The organism is Kitasatospora sp. NPDC091276, from assembly GCF_040684355.1.
Classification (GTDB): domain Bacteria; phylum Actinomycetota; class Actinomycetes; order Streptomycetales; family Streptomycetaceae; genus Kitasatospora.
In genome coordinates this window covers 378,242-395,135 of record NZ_JBFBFU010000001.1, presented here as the reverse complement: position 1 = coordinate 395,135, position 16,894 = coordinate 378,242, and the positions used below count along the sequence as shown (strand labels likewise).

The window sequence follows — 16,894 nt, the reverse complement described above, 5'->3', positions numbered from 1 at the left end:
CGCGCGGGCGCGAGGACGTACCGTGGGCGCTCCCCCAAGCCGAGAGGTCGAACCCGTGTCCGAGGAGGCCCTGCCGTTCTTCGTCTACGGCACCCTGCGCAGCGGCGGCCGCAACCACGCCGCCCACCTGGCCGGACGCTGCGCCGACATCCGCCCGGCCGTGCTGGACGGCGCCACGCTGCACGACGGCCCCGGGTACCCGTACGCGGTGCCGGACGCGACGCCCGGGCGCCGGATCGTGGGCGAGCTGATCACCGTACGGCCCGGCGCGTACGCCGGAGCGCTCGCGGCGCTGGACCGGCTGGAGGACTGCCGGGCGGACGGGACCGGCCTGTACGTACGGCGGCGGCTGCCGGTGCGGACGGCGGCGGGCGAGGTGCGGGAGGCCTGGGTGTACTTCGCCGGGCCCGTCGTCGAGAGCCGGCTGCGGGAGCGGCCCGCGGTGATCGACTCGGGGGACTGGGCGGACCGGTAGCGGGGGACGGGCGGGAGACGACCGGCCGGATACCGCCAGGTAGGCTGCCCCGACAGTTGTTCCCTCTACTCACGGCGCCCGCCGAACGACAAGGAGCCACCCGGTGCCCGAGCTGCCACCCCCGATCACCGTCGTCGGGATCGGGGCCGACGGCTGGCCCGGCCTCTCCACCACCGGCCGCGCCGCCCTACGGGCAGCCGAGGTGGTCGTCGGCGGCCCCCGGCAGCTGAACCTCCTCCCCCACGACGAGGTCGCCGCCGAGCGCGTCCCGTGGCCGTCCCCCCTGCGCCCGGCCGTCCCCGGACTGTTCGCCGCGCACGCGGACCGCCGGGTCGCCGTCCTGGCCAGCGGCGACCCGATGTTCCACGGCATCGGCCGCACCCTCGCCGAGACCGTCGGCGCCGGGCGGCTGCGCGTCCTGCCGCACCCCTCCTCCGTCTCCCACGCCTGCGCCCGACTCGGCTGGCCGCTGGAGTCCACCGAGGTGGTCAGCCTGGTCGGCCGCCCGCTGGACACCCTCGCCCTGGCCCTGAACCCCGGCCGCCGCCTGCTCGTGCTGAGCGCCGACGCCACGACCCCGGCCGCCGTCGCCGCGCTGCTCACCGCGCGCGGCTACGGCGCCGCCCGCCTGCGCGTGCTCGAACAGCTCGGCGGCCCGACCGAACGACAGCTCGACGGCACCGCCGACGGCTGGCCGCACCCGCCCGGCGACCCCCTGAACGTCATCGCGGTCGACCTCGGCGACGGCCCCCGCAGCTCGCTCGTCCCCGGCCTGCCCGACGCCGCCTACGAGAGCGACGGCCAGCTCACCAAGCGGCACGTGCGCGCCGCCACCCTCGCCGCCCTCGCCCCCTCCCCCGGCGAACTGCTCTGGGACGTCGGCGGCGGCTCCGGCTCGATCGCCGTCGAGTGGCTGCGCGCGCACCGCGACTGCCAGGCCGTCAGCATCGAACGCGACCCGGCGCGGGCCGAGCGGATCACCCGCAACGCCGCCGCCCTGGGCGTGCCACGACTGCGCGTGGTGACCGGTCCGGCCCCCGCCGCGCTCACCGAACTCCCCACCCCCGACGCGGTGTTCATCGGCGGCGGCCTCACCGCGACCGGTCTGCTGGACAGTTGCTGGGCCGCCCTGCGACCGGGCGGCCGGCTGGTCGCCAACACCGTGACGCTGGAATCCGAGGCGCTGCTCACCGAGTGGTACCGGCGCCACGGCGGGGAGCTCGTCAAGCTCGCCGTCGCGCACGCCGTCCCGGTGGGCGGCTTCACCGGGTGGCGGCAGGCCATGCCGGTCACCCAGTGGTCCGCCGTCAAGCCCAACACCCCTCAGGAGAACGCGTCGTGACCGTCCACTTCATCGGAGCCGGCCCCGGCGCCGCCGACCTGATCACCCTGCGCGGCCAGCGCCTCCTGGCCCGCGCCGAGGTCTGCCTCTACGCCGGCAGCCTGGTGCCGCGCGAACTGCTCGACGAATGCCCGCCCGGCGCCCGCCTCGTCGACACCGCGCAGCTCAACCTGGACCAGATCATCGCCGAGCTGGTCCGCGCGCACCAGGCCGGACAGGACGTGGCCCGGCTGCACTCCGGCGACCCGTCCGTCTTCTCCGCCGTCGCCGAGCAGATGCGCCGCCTCGACGCGGCCGGCGTGCCGTACGAGATCGTCCCCGGCGTGCCCGCCTTCGCCGCCGCAGCGGCCGCGCTCAAGCGGGAGCTGACCGTCCCGACCGTCGGCCAGACCGTCATCCTCACCCGGATCGCCAAGCGCGCCACCCCGATGCCCAAGGGCGAGGACCTGGCCACCCTCGGCCGCAGCGGCGCCCTGCTGGTACTGCACCTGGCCGCCGGATACGTGGACGACGTCGTCGAGCAGCTGCTCCCGCACTACGGCGCCGACTGCCCGGCCGCCGTCGTCGCGATGGCCAGCCGGCCGGACGAGCTGGTGCTGCGCGGCACCCTCGCCGACATCGCCGGGCAGGTCAAGGCCTCGGGCGTGGTGCGCACCGCCGTCATCCTGGTCGGACGGACGCTGGCCGCCGAGCAGTTCCGCGACAGCCACCTCTACTCGGCGGAGCGCGAACGCCCGCACGAGCCCTGCGGGGCGTGAACCCCATGACCCGGCACGTCCTGATCCTCGGCGGGACGACGGAGGGGCGGGCGCTGGCCGCCGCACTCGCCGAGCCGCCGTCCCTGCGGGTCACCAGTTCGCTGGCCGGCCGGGTCGCCCAACCCCGGCTGCCCGCCGGAGAGGTGAGGATCGGCGGCTTCGGCGGCCCCGAGGGGCTGGCCGACTGGCTGCGCGGCGAACGGGTCGACGCGGTCGTCGACGCCACCCACCCGTTCGCCGCCGGGATGTCCCGCAACGCGGCCCTCGCGGCGGCGGCCACCGGCGTACCGCTGCTGGTGCTACGCCGCCCCGGCTTCACACCCGTCGCCGGGGACCGCTGGCTCCCCGTCCCCTCGCTCGCCGCCGCGGCCGAACTCCTGCCCGGCCTCGGGCGACGGGTCTTCCTCACCACCGGACGACAGGGCATCGCCACCTTCGCCCACCTCGACGGGGTCCACTTCCTCGCCCGGTCAGTCGACCCGCCCGAGCCCCCGTTGCCGCCGTCCTTCGAAGTCCTGCTGGACCGGGGGCCGTTCACGCTCGACGACGAACGGATGCTCCTGCGCGAGCACCGCATCGACGTCGTGGTCACCAAGGACAGCGGCGGCGCCGCGACCGCACCCAAACTCACCGCCGCACGCGAACTCCACCTGCCCGTGATCATCGTGCGGCGTCCGCCGGTCCCGGACGGCGTACCGGTGGCCCCGGACGTACCGGGCGCGGTGCGGTGGTTGCAGCACCTGCGCTAGAACGGCGGGTCGGGTCGGCCGAACCAACCGGGCCCGACCGGGCCGACCGGGCCGACCGGGCCGACCGGGCCGACCGGGCCGCGAGAAATTACCGGGCGGGTTCGTCGCCGCACCGGCAGGACGGGCCGATGGCAGACGATCACCGCACCACGACCCTGCGCGCGGCCGACGAACGGGCCACCCTGGCCAGCTTCCTGGACTACCAGCGCGACACGCTCGCGTTGAAGTGCGCCTGCCTCACCCCGGACAGCTCCGCACCCGGGCCCTCGGACCCTCCGGTCTCTCCCTGCTCGGGCTGGTCCGCCACCTCGCCGAGGTGGAGCGCAGCTGGTTCCGCAACGTCCTCAACGACGAGGCCCGGCCCGGCTTCTGGAAGAACCCCGACGGCTCCTTCGCCGAGTTCGACGCCGACACCGCCGACCCGGACGAGGCCTTCGCGGTCCGGCGCCGCGAGTGCGACCACGCCCGGCAACTCGTCGCGGCCGCCGAGTCGTTGGACGTCCTGGGGCACTACGGCGAGGAGGTCTTCTCGCTGCGCTGGATCCTCACCCACATGATCGAGGAGTACGCCCGCCACAACGGCCACGCCGACCTCCTGCGCGAACACCTCGACGGCACCACCGTCGAGTAGCCGAAACGGCCGACCAGCCCCAACGCGTGGAGACGGTCGGCCATCTGACTGTCATTCAGATCCGGATCGGATCAGATGTCGCGGAAGGTCTCGATCTGCGCGCCGATGGAGTTGAGGCGCTCGGCGAGGTCCTCGTAGCCGCGGTTGATGACGTAGACGTTGCGCAGGACGGAGGTGCCCTGGGCGGCGAGCATCGCGAGGAGGATGACGACCGCGGGGCGCAGGGCCGGCGGGCACATCATCTCGGCGGCGCGCCAGCGGGTGGGGCCCTGGACCAGGACGCGGTGCGGGTCGAGGAGCTTGACGTCGGCGCCGAGGCGGGTCAGCTCGGTGAGGTAGATCGCACGGTTGTCGTAGACCCAGTCGTGGATCATCGTGGTGCCGTGGGCGGCCGCGGCGATGGCCGCGAAGAACGGCACGTTGTCGATGTTGATGCCGGGGAACGGCATCGGGTGGATGGTGTCGATCGGCGCGGTCAGCTTGGACGGGCGCACGGTGAGGTCGACCAGGCGGGTGTGGCCGTTGTGGGCCCGGTACTCGGGGGTCCGGTCGTAGTCGAGGCCCATCCCCTCCAGCACCGCGAGTTCGATCTCCAGGAACTCGATCGGCACCCGGCGGATCGTCAGCTCGGAGGAGGTGACGACGGCGGCGGCGAGCAGGCTCATCGCCTCCACCGGGTCCTCGGCCGGGGTGTAGTCGACGTCGCAGGTGATCTCCGGGACGCCGTGGACGGTGAGGGTGGTGGTGCCGATGCCCTCGATCCGCACGCCCAGCTTCTCCAGGAAGAAGCACAGGTCCTGGACCATGTAGTTGGGCGAGGCGTTGCGGATGACGCTGACGCCGTCGTGCCGGGCGGCGGCCAGCAGGGCGTTCTCGGTGACGGTGTCCCCGCGCTCGGTCAGCACGATCGGACGGTCCAGCGGGGTGCCCGGCTCGACCGAGGCGTGGTAGGCGCCGCCGGTGGTGGCGACCTCCAGCCCGAAGCGGCGCAGCGCGGTCAGGTGCGGCTCGACGGTGCGGGTGCCGAGGTCGCAGCCGCCCGCGTACGGGATGGCGAAGCGGCTGGCGCGGTGCATCAGCGGGCCGAGGAACATCAGCACGCTGCGGGTGCGGCGGGCCGCCTCGACGTCCATCGCCGCGAGGTCGAGCTCGGCGGGCGGGGTGAGTTCGAGGTCGCGGCCGTCGTTGGTCCAGCGGCTCTTGACGCCGATGCTGGTGAGCACCTCGAGGATGCGGTAGACCTCTTCGATCCGGGCGACGCTGCGCAGCGTGGTGCGTCCGGTGGTCAGCAGTGAGGCGCAGAGGATCGCGACGCAGGCGTTCTTGCTGCTGCGGACGTCGATGGCGCCGGAGAGTCGGGTGCCGCCGGCGACCCGCAGGTGCATCGGGCCGGAGTAGCCGAGGGAGACGATCTCGCTGTCGAGGGCTTCGCCGATGCGCGCGATCATCTCAAGGCTGACGTTCTGCTTGCCCTGCTCGATGCGGTTGACCGCGCTCTGGCTGGTGCCGAGGGCCTCGCCGAGCTGCGCCTGGGACCAGCCGCGGTGCTGGCGGGCGGTACGGATGAGGGTGCCGATACGGGTGAGGTAGTCGCCTGTCACTCGCCAGACCATATCTCATGGTTGAGATGACAACAGAGCCGGGGGTGGGTGTGACACTCCTTTTGTCCGTTTCTCGCCCCGTATGAACGTCAGATCTTCACATCACCAGGCGGTATTGCCGCGATTCTGTGAGAGCGTCACGGCCCGAGCGGCTCCGCCCGGCCGACGACGGTGCCCGCGCGGTCGATGCAGATGACGTCCACCGCCACCGGCGAACCGACCAGCACGCCGAGCGCCGTCGCCCGCGCCGCCTCGGCGACCAGATCGCCCAGCGGCACCCCGGCCGCCCGGCACAACTGCACCGCCTCCAACCCGGTGTTGGCGGCGGCCACCGCCTCGGCCAACACCCCGTCGGCCCCGCCGCGCCGCGCCAGTTCGGCCAGGTACCCCTTGTCCACCTGGGAGCGCGCCGAGTGCAGGTCGAGGTGACCGGCGGCGAGCTTGGACAGCTTGGCGAAGCCGCCCGCGATCGTCAGCCGGGGCACCGGGTGGCGCTTGAGGTACTTGAGGACGGCGCCCGCGAAGTCGCCCATGTCGAGCAGCGCGTCCTCGGGCAGTCCGTGCACGGCGACGGCGACCTTCTCGGAGGTCGAGCCGGTACAGCCGGCCACGTGGGTGCGGCCCGCCGCCCGGGCCACGTCCACGCCGCGGCGGATGGAGTCGATCCAGGCGGAGCAGGAGTAGGGGACGACGATGCCGGTGGTGCCGAGGATGGACAGGCCCCCGAGGATGCCCAGCCGTGGATTCCAGGTGGAACGGGCGATCTCCTCGCCGTGGTCCACGGAGATCTCGACCACCACGTCCCCGCTGCCGCCGTGCGCGGCGGCCACCTCCGCCACGGCGTCGCGGATCATCTGCCGGGGCACCGGGTTGATCGCGGGCTCGCCGACGGGCAGCGGCAGGCCCGCCTTGGTGACCGTCCCCACCCCCGGTCCGGCCCGGAACACCACTCCGGCGCCGGGCTCGCCGGCCCGCACCGTCGAGCGGATCAGCGCGCCGTGGGTGACGTCGGGATCGTCGCCGGCGTCCTTGACCACGGCGGCCATCGCGCTCGCCGGCCCGGGCGGGACGGCGGCTCGACCCCCGGCCGCGAGGACCCCGGCGGCCAGTCCCCCGGCCCTGGGGGCGAGTTCCTCGGCGGTGAGTTCCTCGACGGCGAGCTCCTCGGCGGCGAGGGCGAAGGCCGGCTGCTGGCCCTTGGGGAGGGTGATGGTCACCGGGTCCGGGAACTCGCCGGTGAGCAGTGCGGTGTACGCGGCCTTGGTGGCGGCGGTGGCGCAGGCGCCCGTGGTCCAGCCGTGCCGCAGGCCGCTGCTCTTCAGCTGGCCGGCCCGGCCCCCGGCTTCGGCTCCGGCCTCGGCTCCCGCTTCGGCTCCCGCTTTGGCCACCTGCGTCTCGCTTCCGACTCCGTTGAGGTGCGGCCGCACCGACCGTCGGTACCGATTTTCCCCCATTCGCCTGACCGCGCCCCGACCGGGGGCGGTCAGCAGGGCCCCGCGACCCGGTGTCCGAGTCGGGGAGCGGCCGCTGCCCCGCGTTCCCGAAGAGTTCTCCGCACGGGCCTCGCACCTCGCGCCTACCAGTGAGTAATCTGGCGGTCCGCCAGAGGCGGGTTCATGACACGGGGTCCGGTGTCCGGGTTGTCCGGCCGGGCCATCAGCATGTGGGGGTTCTTGTGGCAGGGATGAGTCGGCGTACGTTCCTCACCGGTACGTCGGTGGCCGCCGCCTGGTCGGCCTTGTCGCTGGGCGGCGGGCAGTTCGCCTCGGCGGCGGAGCGCGAGCGCGCACTGGCGGCCACCGCCGCGCGGGCGGTCAGGACGACGGGCACCACGCTCGACCAGGTGGCCACACCCGTCGGCACCGGCGGGTACAAGCGGCTGACGGCCGGGCCGGGCTGGCCGCTGGTGGTGCGCGGCGACCTGGCGGCGCCGGGCACCGGGCGGGACGACCGGCGGACCGGGCTGGCCAGCTTCGTCCAGTTCAGCGACCTGCACCTGGTGGACACCGAGTCCCCGGTGCGATTCGAGTACCTGGCCCGGTTCAACGGCAGCGCGTACCGGCCGCAGGAGGCCCTGAACGCCCGCGGCGTCTCGGCCCTCGTCGAGCGGGTCAACGCGCTCGACGGCGGCCCCTACACCGGGATGCCGTTCAGCATGGTGATGGCCACCGGCGACAACACCGACAACCACGAGCAGGCCGAACTCGACTGGTACCTCACCGTCATGGGCGGCGGCCGACTCGCCCAGAACACCGGCGACCCGAACTGCTACGAAGGCGTGCAGAACTCGGGCAACGCCGCCTACTGGAACCCCGAACTCGCCTACAGCGACGGCTACAAGGCGAAGGGCTTCCCGCAGATACCGGGCTTCCTCGACGCCGCCGGCCGGCCGTTCGACGCCCCGGGCCTGCGTACGCCCTGGTACACGACGGTCGGCAACCACGACGACAGCCTTGAGGGTTCACTGCCGGACCTCGGGCTGCTGAACGACCTCTACACCGGCCAGTACAAGCTGGAGGGCTGCAACGACGCGGACGCGGCCCAGCTGATGGACTCGCTGCGCCGCGACCCGGCCGGCGCCGCGCTCCTGCTCGCGAAGCTGCTCGCGAGCGGCGACGCGGTGCGCCGGATCACCCCGGACGAGCGCCGACGGCCGTTCACGCTCAAGGAGTTCGCCAAGGCCCACCTGAACCCGGCGCACACCGGCGCCGGCCCGTACGGGCACGGTTTCACCTCGGACATGGTGGGCAGCGGCAAGCTCTACTACACCTTCCGCATCTCGGAGAAGGTGGTCGGCATCAGCCTGGACACCACCAACCAGGCCGGATTCGCGGACGGTTCGCTGGGCACCGCGCAACTGCGCTGGCTGGAGCAGCAGTTGAAGGCGCACAGCGGGCACTGGTACGACACCGACGGACGCAAGGTGACGGGCGGCAGCACGGACGAGGTGATCCTCCTGTTCAGCCACCACACGAGCACCACCATGGGCAACCTGCTGCCCGACCCGCGCAACATCTTCGAGAAGCGGCACGACGGCAACGAGCTGGTGGCGCTGCTCCAGCGCTACCCGAACGTGATCGCGTGGGTGAACGGGCACACCCACATGAACAAGGTCACGGCGCACGGCCACGCCGTGCCGGAGCGGGCGTTCTGGGAGATCAACACCGCCTCGCACATCGACTACCCGCAGCACGGGCGCATCATCGAGATCGCGGACAACGGGGACGGCACGCTCTCCCTGTTCACGACGCTGATCGAGTCCTCCGCACCGTACGGCACGGACTTCGGCAGCACCTCGGACGCCAACCTCGCCGCGCTGTACCGCGAACTGTCGTACAACGACCCGAACGGCCGGCCGGCGGCGCTGCTGGGCGCGGGCGAAGACCACAACACGGAGCTGGTGATCACCAAGCCGACCCGGTGACGGAGGCGGCGGCGAACAAGTAACAGAAAACAGATGACAGCTAACAGATGATGAAATCTGTTAGCTGTCATCTGTCAGTCGTCGCCCGTTACTCCTCCGGGTACCGCCGCGGCGTCCAGACGACCTCCACGCCGCCGCCCCGCTCGACCGCCCGGGTCTGCGAGGAGCCGATCAGCAGGATCGTCCGCATGTCGACCAGCGCCGGATCCAGCTCGCCCAACCGGACGATCCGCACGCGCTCGGTCGGCCCGCCGACGTCGCGCGCCATCACCACCGGCGTCTCGGGCGCGCGGTACTCCAGCAGCAGGTCCCGGGCGAGGGCGACCTGCGTGGTGCGCGACTTCGAGCCCGGGTTGTAGAGCGCGAGCACCAGGTCCGCCTCGGCCGCCGCGCGCAGCCTGCGGGCCACCACGTCCCAGGGCTTGAGCCGGTCCGACAGCGACACCACCGCGTAGTCGTGCCCGAGCGGGGCGCCGGCCCGGGAGGCGGCCGCGTGGGCCGCGGTCATCCCCGGGACGATCCGCACCGGGACGTCCCGGTAGGCCTCCTCGCAGGCGACCTCCAGGACGGCGGTGGCCATCGCGAAGACGCCCGGGTCGCCCGAGGACACCACCGCGACCTTGTGCCCGCGGCGGGCCAGTTCGAGGGCGTACTCGGCGCGCTCCGACTCCACCTTGTTGTCCGAAGCGTGCCGCCGCTGCCCCGGCCGCTCGGGCACCCGGTCCAGGTAGGTGGTGTAGCCGACCAGGTCGGTCGCCTCGGCCAGGACGCCGCGCGCCTCGGGGGTGAGCCAGAGCGGCCCGGCCGGACCGGTGCCGATGACGGCCACCGCGCCGGCACCGTCCGTCCGCCGCTCCACCGGCTCCAGCGGCGCGACCTTGCTCGGCAGCACCGCCACCGAGAAGTACGGGACGGTCTCGCCCTCGACCTCCGCGAGCGGCAGGATGCGCTCCCCGTCCATGAACGCGCGCTCGACGTACTGCGCGTCGTCGAGCCGGCCGGCCCGCTCCAGCGCCCGCCGGACGGCCGGGAAGGTGCGCCCCAGCTTCATGATCACGGCGGAGTCGGCGGCGGCGATCCGCGCCGTCAGCTCCTCCTCGGGCAGCGTTCCCGGGATGACGGTGAGCGTCTCCTCGGCCTCGGTCAGCGGCTGGCCGAGCCGGGCGGCCGCGGCGCTGACGGAGGTCACGCCCGGCACCACCTCGGTCGGGTAGCGGTGCGCGAGCCGCTTGTGCATGTGCTGGTACGAGCCGTAGAACAGCGGGTCGCCCTCGGCGAGGACCACGACGTCGCGGCCGGCGTCCAGGTGGGCGGCCAGCCGGGCGGCGGCCTCCTCGTAGAAGTCGTCCAGCGCGCCCCGGTAGCCGCCCGGGTGGTCGGTGGTCTCGACCGTGATCGGGTAGACCAGCTTCTCCTCGACCTGACCACCTGTCAGATAGCGCTCGGCGATCGAACGCGCGATGGACCGGCCGTGCCGGGCACTGTGATAGGCCACCACATCGGCCTTGCCGATGAGTTCGGCCGCCCGGACGGTCACCAGCGACGGGTCGCCGGGGCCGAGCCCGACGCCGTAGAGCCGGCCGACACCAGAGGTTTGACGATCCGTCACTCTTCTTCGCTCGCAATCGCGTTGACGGCGGCGGCGGCGATCGCGCTGCCACCGCGTCGGCCGCGCACCACCAGGTGCTCCAGGCCGGACGGGTGCTCGGCCAGGGCCTGCTTGGATTCGGCGGCGCCGATGAAGCCGACCGGGACGCCGATCACCGCGGCCGGGCGCGGCGCACCGGCCTCGATCATCTCCAGCAGCCGGAACAGCGAGGTCGGCGCGTTGCCGACGGCCACCACCGCGCCCTCCAGCCGGGGCAGCCACAGTTCCATGGCGGCGGCGCTTCGGGTGTTGCCCATCTTCCGGGCGAGTTCCGGCACGGACGGGTCGGTGAGGGTGCACACGACCTCGTTGTCGGCGGGCAGCCGCTTGCGGGTGACGCCGCTCGCCACCATGTTCACGTCGCACAGGATCGGCGCCCCGGCCCGCAGCGCCGCGCGCGCGGAGGCGACCACGCCCGGCGAGTACACCAGGTCCTCGACCAGGTCGACCATCCCGCAGGCGTGGATCATCCGCACCGCGACCTGGGAGACGTCCGCCGGGAGGGCGGCCAGGTCGGCCTCCGCACGGATGGTGGCAAAGGACTGGCGGTAGATGGACGCGCCGTCCTTCTCGTACTCGATCACTTCGTGGTCCTCCTGGCCTCGGCGACCGCCTCGGCCATCTCCTCGTTCGTCACGTCCACGGCCGCCCCGGCGGACGCCGGACCGTTCACCGTCACCCGGTAGCCCTGCCCGGTGGCGAGCACGTCCACCCACCGCCCGGCCGGATGACCGCAGCGCCGTTCACACCCCGACCAGTGCACCGGGAGACCGGCGGTCGGAAGGCCCGTAACCGGCGGGCTCCCGGCGACGGCCGCCGCATCGAGCGCCCGCGCCGCGTCGGCCCGGACGTCGGCCCGCGACTTGGCGCACCCCGGCAGCCCGGTGCAGGCGGTGGCCCGCTCCCAGGGCGAGCCGGGCGCGGTCCGGAACCCGGCCGCCGCCAGCGCGGGCAGCCGGTCGGCCTGCGCCCCCGGCAGCACCGCGCCGCGCCAGGGCGTCAGCCGGATCTCCCCGGCGCAGGCGCCCGCGAGTTCCCGCCACTGCGCGGCACCGGCCCGGCCGAAGCGCATGCCCACCGACAGCCCGCCCGCCACGGCCCCGCCCGCCGCCGTGGCGAGCGGGCCGACCGTCCGGACCGCACCGGCCGTAGGGACCACGCCGACCGCGGGCGCGGCCCCGGCGAAGGCGGGCACCGGCACGGTCCCGGCCGGCAGCAGCTCGGGGACCTCGCGCAGGTGCCAGGCCTTGCGCCCGCTCTCCCGTAGCACGTCCAGGAAGGTCCGGGCCGCGTCGAGCACGGCCGTCACCTCCTGCCCCGCCGGCACCGGACGCCCGTGGGCGGCCCGTCCGAGGCGCAGCAGCGCCGACCCGTCCGGGCCTGCGATCAATGTCACATCGGCGTCGAACGCGGCGACGTCGCCCCGCCCGTCGTCCAGCGCGAACAGGAACTTGCCGGAGAGCCCGGCCGCCCAGTCGCTCGCGCACAGCCGCGCGTCCAGCTCCCGCACCCAGGCCTGCACGTCGGCGAAGCCGTGTCCGTCGAGCCCGGCGAGCGGGGAGGCCACGATGTTGCGGACCCGTTCGTGCGTGTCCGAGGGCAGCAGGCCGACGGCGCGCAGCCGTTCGGCGAGTTCGGCTCCGCAGCGCGAAGCCAGGCCGCGGAGTTGGACGTTGCCGCGGGAGGTGGTCTCCAGTTCGCCGTCGCCGAGTGCCTCGGCGGCGTCGGCCAGCGCCAGCGCCTGACGGACCGTCAGCAGGCCGCCGGGCAGGCGGACCCGGGCCAGGGCGCCGTCGTCGGCCGGGTGTAGACGAAGGGCCCCTGGGCAGGCGTCCGCGCGCCCCCGGTCGGGCACCGCGGCGCCCGGCGCGGTGGCGTCGGGTGTCGGTGGCATGGCCGCGAGCATACAGATGATCCGATCGGTTGCCTTTGTCCGTCGCCTCACACCCCGGGCGCTCCGGGCGGCCTCCCCGGGATCGCCCTCCCCCAGGTCAGCCGCACCCCGTACGATGCTGGCGGACGGTCCCCGCGGGCCGTCCGCACGCCAGCGACGGCGCAGGGGAGGAAACCGGTGCAAGCCCGGTGCGGTCCCGCCACTGTGACCGCGGTTCACCGGGAGACCGGACGGCCGCGGGAGCCAGGAACTCCTGCCGTCCTCCACCGGCCCGGGGCGCGGACCCCGAGGAAGGCTCGAAGAGCAATGCGCTGCCGCATGCCCGCGCCCGGGTCCCCGGGCGCCTCACGCCCGCCCGACTCCGGGCGCTTCGCCGACGCCTCGGCGCCCCTTCGGCCGCCGGCCACGCGCCGTCGCACTCCTTCGCCGGTCGCGGGTCGTCACTCGTCCTCGCCGGCCACGCGCCGGCGCCCGCTTTCGTCCGCCAGATGCCACGCGCCTTCGTCCGCCGCGCACCACGCGTTTTCGTCCGCCGCTCGTCACTCGTCACTTTCCACGCCGGCGCGCCCTTCGGCTCGGGGCGGCTCCGAGGCCGGGAGGGCCTTCGCATGATCCTGCTGCTGTCGACGTCCGACACCGACCTGCTCAGTGCCCGCGCCGCCGAGGGCCCGGTCCGCTACCGGCTCGGCAACCCGGCCCGGCTCACCCCCGAGGACCTGCCCGCGCTGCTGGAGGGCACCGACCTCGTCGTGGTCCGCCTGCTCGGCGGTCGCCGCGCCTGGCAGGAGGGCCTGGACACGCTGCTGGCCGGCCCCCGCCCGGTGATCGTGCTGACCGGTGAACAGGCCCCCGACGCCCAGCTGATGGAGCTGTCCACCGTCCCGGCCGGCATCGCCGCCGAGGCGCACGCCTACCTCGCGCACGGCGGCGCCGCCAACCTCGCCGAGCTGGCCGCCTTCCTCTCCGACACCGTGCTGCTGACCGGCCACGGCTTCGCCCCGCCCGCCTCCGCCCCGGCCTGGGGGCCGCTGGAGCGCGAAGCCCGTACGCAGGACGGCCCGACGGTCGCGGTGCTCTACTACCGCGCCCACCACATGAGCGGCAACACCGCCTTCGTCGAGACGCTCTGCCGGGCGATCGAGGACCAGGGCGCGCAGGCCAGGGCCTACTACTGCGCCTCGCTGCGCGGCGCCGAGCCCGAACTGCTGGCCGCGCTCGGCGAGGCCGACGCGCTCGTCACCACCGTGCTCGCCGCCGGCGGCACCCGCCCGGCGGACGCGCAGGCCGGCGGCGACGAGGAGGCCTGGGACGCGGGCGCGCTCGCCGCCCTGGACCGGCCGATCCTCCAGGCGCTCTGCCTCACCTGGTCGCGTGCCCAGTGGGAGGCCAGCGACGACGGCCTGTCCCCGCTGGACACCGCCACCCAGATCGCGGTGCCGGAGTTCGACGGCCGGCTGATCAGCGTCCCGTTCTCCTTCAAGGAACTGGACGAGGACGGCCTCACCGTCTACGCCGCCGACCCGGAGCGCGCCGCCCGGGTGGCCGGCACCGCCGTCAAGCACGCCCGGCTGCGGCACATCCCGGCCGCCGAGCGCCGCCTCGCGCTCGTGCTGTCCGCCTACCCGACCAAGCACGCCCGGGTCGGCAACGCCGTCGGCCTGGACACCCCGGCCAGCGCGATCCGCCTGCTGAACCGGCTGCGCGCGGAGGGCATGGACCTGGGTTCGGACCTCCCCGGGCTGGACGGAACGAACGGGGACGGCCACGACGGCTCCCACGACGCGTCCTCCGACGGCTCCCGCGAGGGCTCCCACGACGCGTCCCAGGACTCCTCGCTCGACGCCTCCCACGAGGGCGACGCCCTGATCCACGCCCTGATCGCCGCCGGCGGCTACGACCAGGACTGGCTCACCGAGGACCAGCTGGCCCGCAACCCGGTGCGCATCCCCGCCGCCGACTACCGCCGCTGGTACGCCACGCTCCCCCAGACGCTGCGCGAGCAGGTCGAGGAGCACTGGGGCCCGGCCCCCGGCGAGCTCTACGTCGACCGCTCGCAGAACCCGGACGGCGACATCGTGCTGGCCGCGATCCGCTCCGGGAACCTGCTCGTCCTGATCCAGCCGCCGCGCGGTTTCGGCGAGAACCCCGTCGCCATCTACCACGACCCCGACCTGCCGCCGAGCCACCACTACCTGGCCGCCTACCGCTGGATCGAGGCCGCGCAGGCCGACGGCGGGTTCGGCGCGCACGCCGTCATCCACCTCGGCAAGCACGGAAACCTGGAGTGGCTGCCCGGCAAGACCGCCGCGCTGTCCGCCGAGTGCGGCCCGGACGCCGTCCTGGGCGATCTGCCGCTGATCTACCCGTTCCTGGTCAACGACCCGGGCGAGGGCACCCAGGCCAAGCGCCGCGCCCACGCCACCCTGGTCGACCACCTCGTCCCGCCGATGGCCCGCGCCGACTCCTACGGCGACATCGCCCGCCTGGAGCAGCTGCTGGACGAGCACTCCAACATCGCCGCGATGGACCCGGCCAAGCTACCCGCGATCCGCGCGCAGATCTGGACCCTCATCCAGGCCGCCAAGCTGGACCACGACCTCGGCCTGGACGAGCGCCCCGAGGACGACGGCTTCGACGACTTCCTGCTGCACGTCGACGGCTGGCTGTGCGAGATCAAGGACGCCCAGATCCGCGACGGCCTGCACGTCCTCGGCCAGGCGCCGGCCGGCACCGACCGGGTCAACATCGTGCTCGCCATCCTGCGCGCCCGCCAGATCTGGGGCGGCGTCAGCGCGCTGCCGGGCCTGCGCGAGGCGCTCGGGCTGGACGAGGCCGCGCTCACCCTCGGGGCCACCGACGCCGCCGAGGCCCAGGCCCGCGCCCTGGTCGAGGCCATGGAGGCGCAGGACTGGGCGGTCGAGGCGGTGGAGAAGGTCGCCGCCGGGCTGCCGGAGGCCGTCCACGAGGTGCTGACCTTCGCCGCCACCCAGGTGGTGCCGCGACTGGCCGCCACCACCGACGAGCTGGACGCCGTGCTGCACGCGCTGCGCGGCGGCTTCGTCCCGGCCGGGCCGTCCGGCTCGCCGCTGCGCGGCCTGGTCAACGTGCTGCCGACCGGCCGCAACTTCTACTCCGTCGACCCGAAGGCCGTCCCGAGCAAGCTCGCCTGGGAGACCGGCCAGGCGCTCGCCACCTCGCTGGTCGAGCGGTACACCGCCGACAACGACGGCGCCTACCCGCCCTCGGTCGGGCTGTCGCTGTGGGGCACCAGCGCGATGCGCACCGCCGGCGACGACATCGCCGAGGCCTTCGCCCTGCTCGGCGTCCGCCCGGTCTGGGACGACGCCTCGCGCCGGGTCACCGGCCTGGAGCCGATCACCCTCGCCGAGCTGGGCCGCCCGCGCATCGACGTGACGCTGCGCATCTCCGGCTTCTTCCGCGACGCCTTCCCGCACGTGGTCGCCCTGCTGGACGACGCGGTGCGCCTCGCCGCCGCCCAGGAGGAGCCGGCGGAGCAGAACTTCGTGCGCGCCCACGTCCAGGCCGACCTCGCGGTGCACGGCGACGAGCGCAAGGCCACCGTCCGCGTCTTCGGCTCCCGCCCGGGCACCTACGGCGCGGGCCTGCTCCAGCTGATCGACAGCCGGGACTGGCGCACCGACGCCGACCTGGCCGAGGTGTACACGGTCTGGGGCGGCTACGCCTACGGCCGCGGGCTGGACGGGCGGCCGGCCCGCGAGGAGATGGAGACCGCGTACAAGCGCATCACCGTCGCCGCGAAGAACACCGACACCCGCGAGCACGACATCGCCGACTCGGACGACTACTTCCAGTACCACGGCGGCATGGTGGCCACCGTCCGGGCGCTCACCGGCAAGGCGCCGACCGCCTACATCGGCGACTCGACCCGCCCGGAGACGGTCCGCACCCGGACGCTGACCGAGGAGGCCGCCCGCGTCTTCCGCGCCCGGGTGGTCAATCCGCGCTGGATCGAGGCGATGCGCCGGCACGGGTACAAGGGCGCGTTCGAGATGGCCGCGACGGTGGACTACCTGTTCGGCTACGACGCCACGACGGGCGTGGTCGCGGACTGGATGTACGAGAAGCTCACCCAGGAGTACGTGCTCGACCCGGTCAACCGGGAGTTCCTGACCGGCGCCAACCCGTGGGCGCTGCACGGGATCAGCGAGCGGCTGCTGGAGGCGGCCAGCCGCGGGCTGTGGGAGCAGCCCGACCCGGAGCTGATCGCGCAGTTGCAGGCCGCGTTCCTGGAGACCGAGGGGGACCTGGAGGGCGACGAGGGCTGAGTCACGGGGGTGGCCACCAGTGTTCCCGTAGCCCATTCGGGTGACAGGAACACTGGTGGCGTAGT

General features: G+C 74.0%; 12 protein-coding genes and 1 riboswitch. Of the genes, 7 read left to right on the top strand and 5 right to left on the bottom strand.

The features are described from left to right. The first annotated feature begins 55 nt into the window (after positions 1 to 55). The 5 genes from AB0O19_RS01680 to AB0O19_RS01660 all read left to right on the top strand — a co-directional run bounded on the left by AB0O19_RS01680 (position 56) and on the right by AB0O19_RS01660 (position 3,955). Positions 56 to 475 carry a gamma-glutamylcyclotransferase family protein gene (locus tag AB0O19_RS01680; protein WP_063350078.1) on the top strand — a complete coding sequence of 140 codons (420 nt, stop codon included), beginning with the start codon at positions 56 to 58 and terminating at the stop codon, positions 473 to 475. A 103-nt stretch (positions 476 to 578) separates the two neighbouring features. Continuing rightward, complete coding sequence (gene cbiE, locus AB0O19_RS01675; RefSeq protein ID WP_363616891.1) at positions 579 to 1,817, top strand: precorrin-6y C5,15-methyltransferase (decarboxylating) subunit CbiE; 1,239 nt, start codon at positions 579 to 581, stop codon at positions 1,815 to 1,817. After that, the gene (gene cobM / locus AB0O19_RS01670) at positions 1,814 to 2,575 is read left to right on the top strand and encodes a precorrin-4 C(11)-methyltransferase (RefSeq protein WP_363616889.1); all 762 of its coding nucleotides are present in this window, start codon (positions 1,814 to 1,816) and stop codon (positions 2,573 to 2,575) included. Before cbiE ends, cobM begins: the two co-directional genes overlap by 4 nt. Before the next feature lie 5 nt (positions 2,576 to 2,580). Beyond that, entirely contained in the window at positions 2,581 to 3,324 is a 744-nt protein-coding gene (locus AB0O19_RS01665; RefSeq protein ID WP_363616887.1) for a cobalt-precorrin-6A reductase, read from the top strand. A gap of 226 nt (positions 3,325 to 3,550) precedes the next feature. Beyond that, complete coding sequence (locus tag AB0O19_RS01660) at positions 3,551 to 3,955, top strand: DinB family protein (protein ID WP_363616885.1); 405 nt, start codon at positions 3,551 to 3,553, stop codon at positions 3,953 to 3,955. Positions 3,956 to 4,026: 71 nt separating this feature from the next. On the opposite strand, the gene AB0O19_RS01655 is transcribed toward AB0O19_RS01660, so the two are convergent. Both AB0O19_RS01655 and AB0O19_RS01650 read right to left on the bottom strand, forming a co-directional pair. Next, the gene (locus tag AB0O19_RS01655) at positions 4,027 to 5,556 is read right to left on the bottom strand and encodes a UDP-N-acetylglucosamine 1-carboxyvinyltransferase (protein WP_363579107.1); all 1,530 of its coding nucleotides are present in this window, start codon (positions 5,554 to 5,556) and stop codon (positions 4,027 to 4,029) included. 137 nt (positions 5,557 to 5,693) lie between these two features. Further along, positions 5,694 to 6,944, bottom strand: coding sequence for a cobalt-precorrin-5B (C(1))-methyltransferase (locus tag AB0O19_RS01650; protein ID WP_363616883.1), 1,251 nt, complete (start codon positions 6,942 to 6,944; stop codon positions 5,694 to 5,696). 296 nt (positions 6,945 to 7,240) lie between these two features. Here AB0O19_RS01650 and AB0O19_RS01645 point away from each other — a divergent pair, with 296 nt between their 5' ends. Then, complete coding sequence (locus tag AB0O19_RS01645; protein ID WP_363616881.1) at positions 7,241 to 8,980, top strand: TIGR03767 family metallophosphoesterase; 1,740 nt, start codon at positions 7,241 to 7,243, stop codon at positions 8,978 to 8,980. An 88-nt stretch (positions 8,981 to 9,068) separates the two neighbouring features. On the opposite strand, the gene AB0O19_RS01640 is transcribed toward AB0O19_RS01645, so the two are convergent. From AB0O19_RS01640 to AB0O19_RS01630, 3 genes are read right to left on the bottom strand one after another with little or no spacing between them, the layout of a single operon-like run. Further along, on the bottom strand, positions 9,069 to 10,589 hold the full coding sequence (locus AB0O19_RS01640) for a precorrin-2 C(20)-methyltransferase (RefSeq protein ID WP_363616879.1): 1,521 nt from the start codon (positions 10,587 to 10,589) through the stop codon (positions 9,069 to 9,071). Next, entirely contained in the window at positions 10,586 to 11,212 is a 627-nt protein-coding gene (locus AB0O19_RS01635) for a precorrin-8X methylmutase (RefSeq protein WP_063350072.1), read from the bottom strand. The genes AB0O19_RS01640 and AB0O19_RS01635 overlap by 4 nt, the downstream gene beginning before the upstream one ends. Further along, positions 11,209 to 12,522 carry a hypothetical protein gene (locus AB0O19_RS01630; RefSeq protein WP_363616877.1) on the bottom strand — a complete coding sequence of 438 codons (1,314 nt, stop codon included), beginning with the start codon at positions 12,520 to 12,522 and terminating at the stop codon, positions 11,209 to 11,211. Before AB0O19_RS01630 ends, AB0O19_RS01635 begins: the two co-directional genes overlap by 4 nt. 167 nt (positions 12,523 to 12,689) lie before the next feature. Beyond that, positions 12,690 to 12,775, top strand: a riboswitch (cobalamin riboswitch). Between the two features lie 355 nt (positions 12,776 to 13,130). On the opposite strand from AB0O19_RS01630, the gene cobN reads away from it, so the two are divergent. Next, a complete protein-coding gene (gene cobN, locus AB0O19_RS01625) occupies positions 13,131 to 16,829 on the top strand; it encodes a cobaltochelatase subunit CobN (protein WP_363616875.1) in 3,699 nt (1,232 codons plus the stop codon). Positions 16,830 to 16,894: the final 65 nt, after the last annotated feature.

What these genes read in the sequence shown, in the direction of transcription:
- AB0O19_RS01665 (WP_363616887.1), top strand. Translation starts at nt 2,581, where the DNA reads ATGACCCGGCACGTCCTGATCCTCGGCGGGACGACGGAGGGGCGGGCG.
- AB0O19_RS01645 (WP_363616881.1), top strand. Translation starts at nt 7,241, where the DNA reads ATGAGTCGGCGTACGTTCCTCACCGGTACGTCGGTGGCCGCCGCCTGG.
- AB0O19_RS01630 (WP_363616877.1), bottom strand. Translation starts at nt 12,522, where the DNA reads ATGCCACCGACACCCGACGCCACCGCGCCGGGCGCCGCGGTGCCCGAC.
- cobN (WP_363616875.1), top strand. Translation starts at nt 13,131, where the DNA reads ATGATCCTGCTGCTGTCGACGTCCGACACCGACCTGCTCAGTGCCCGC.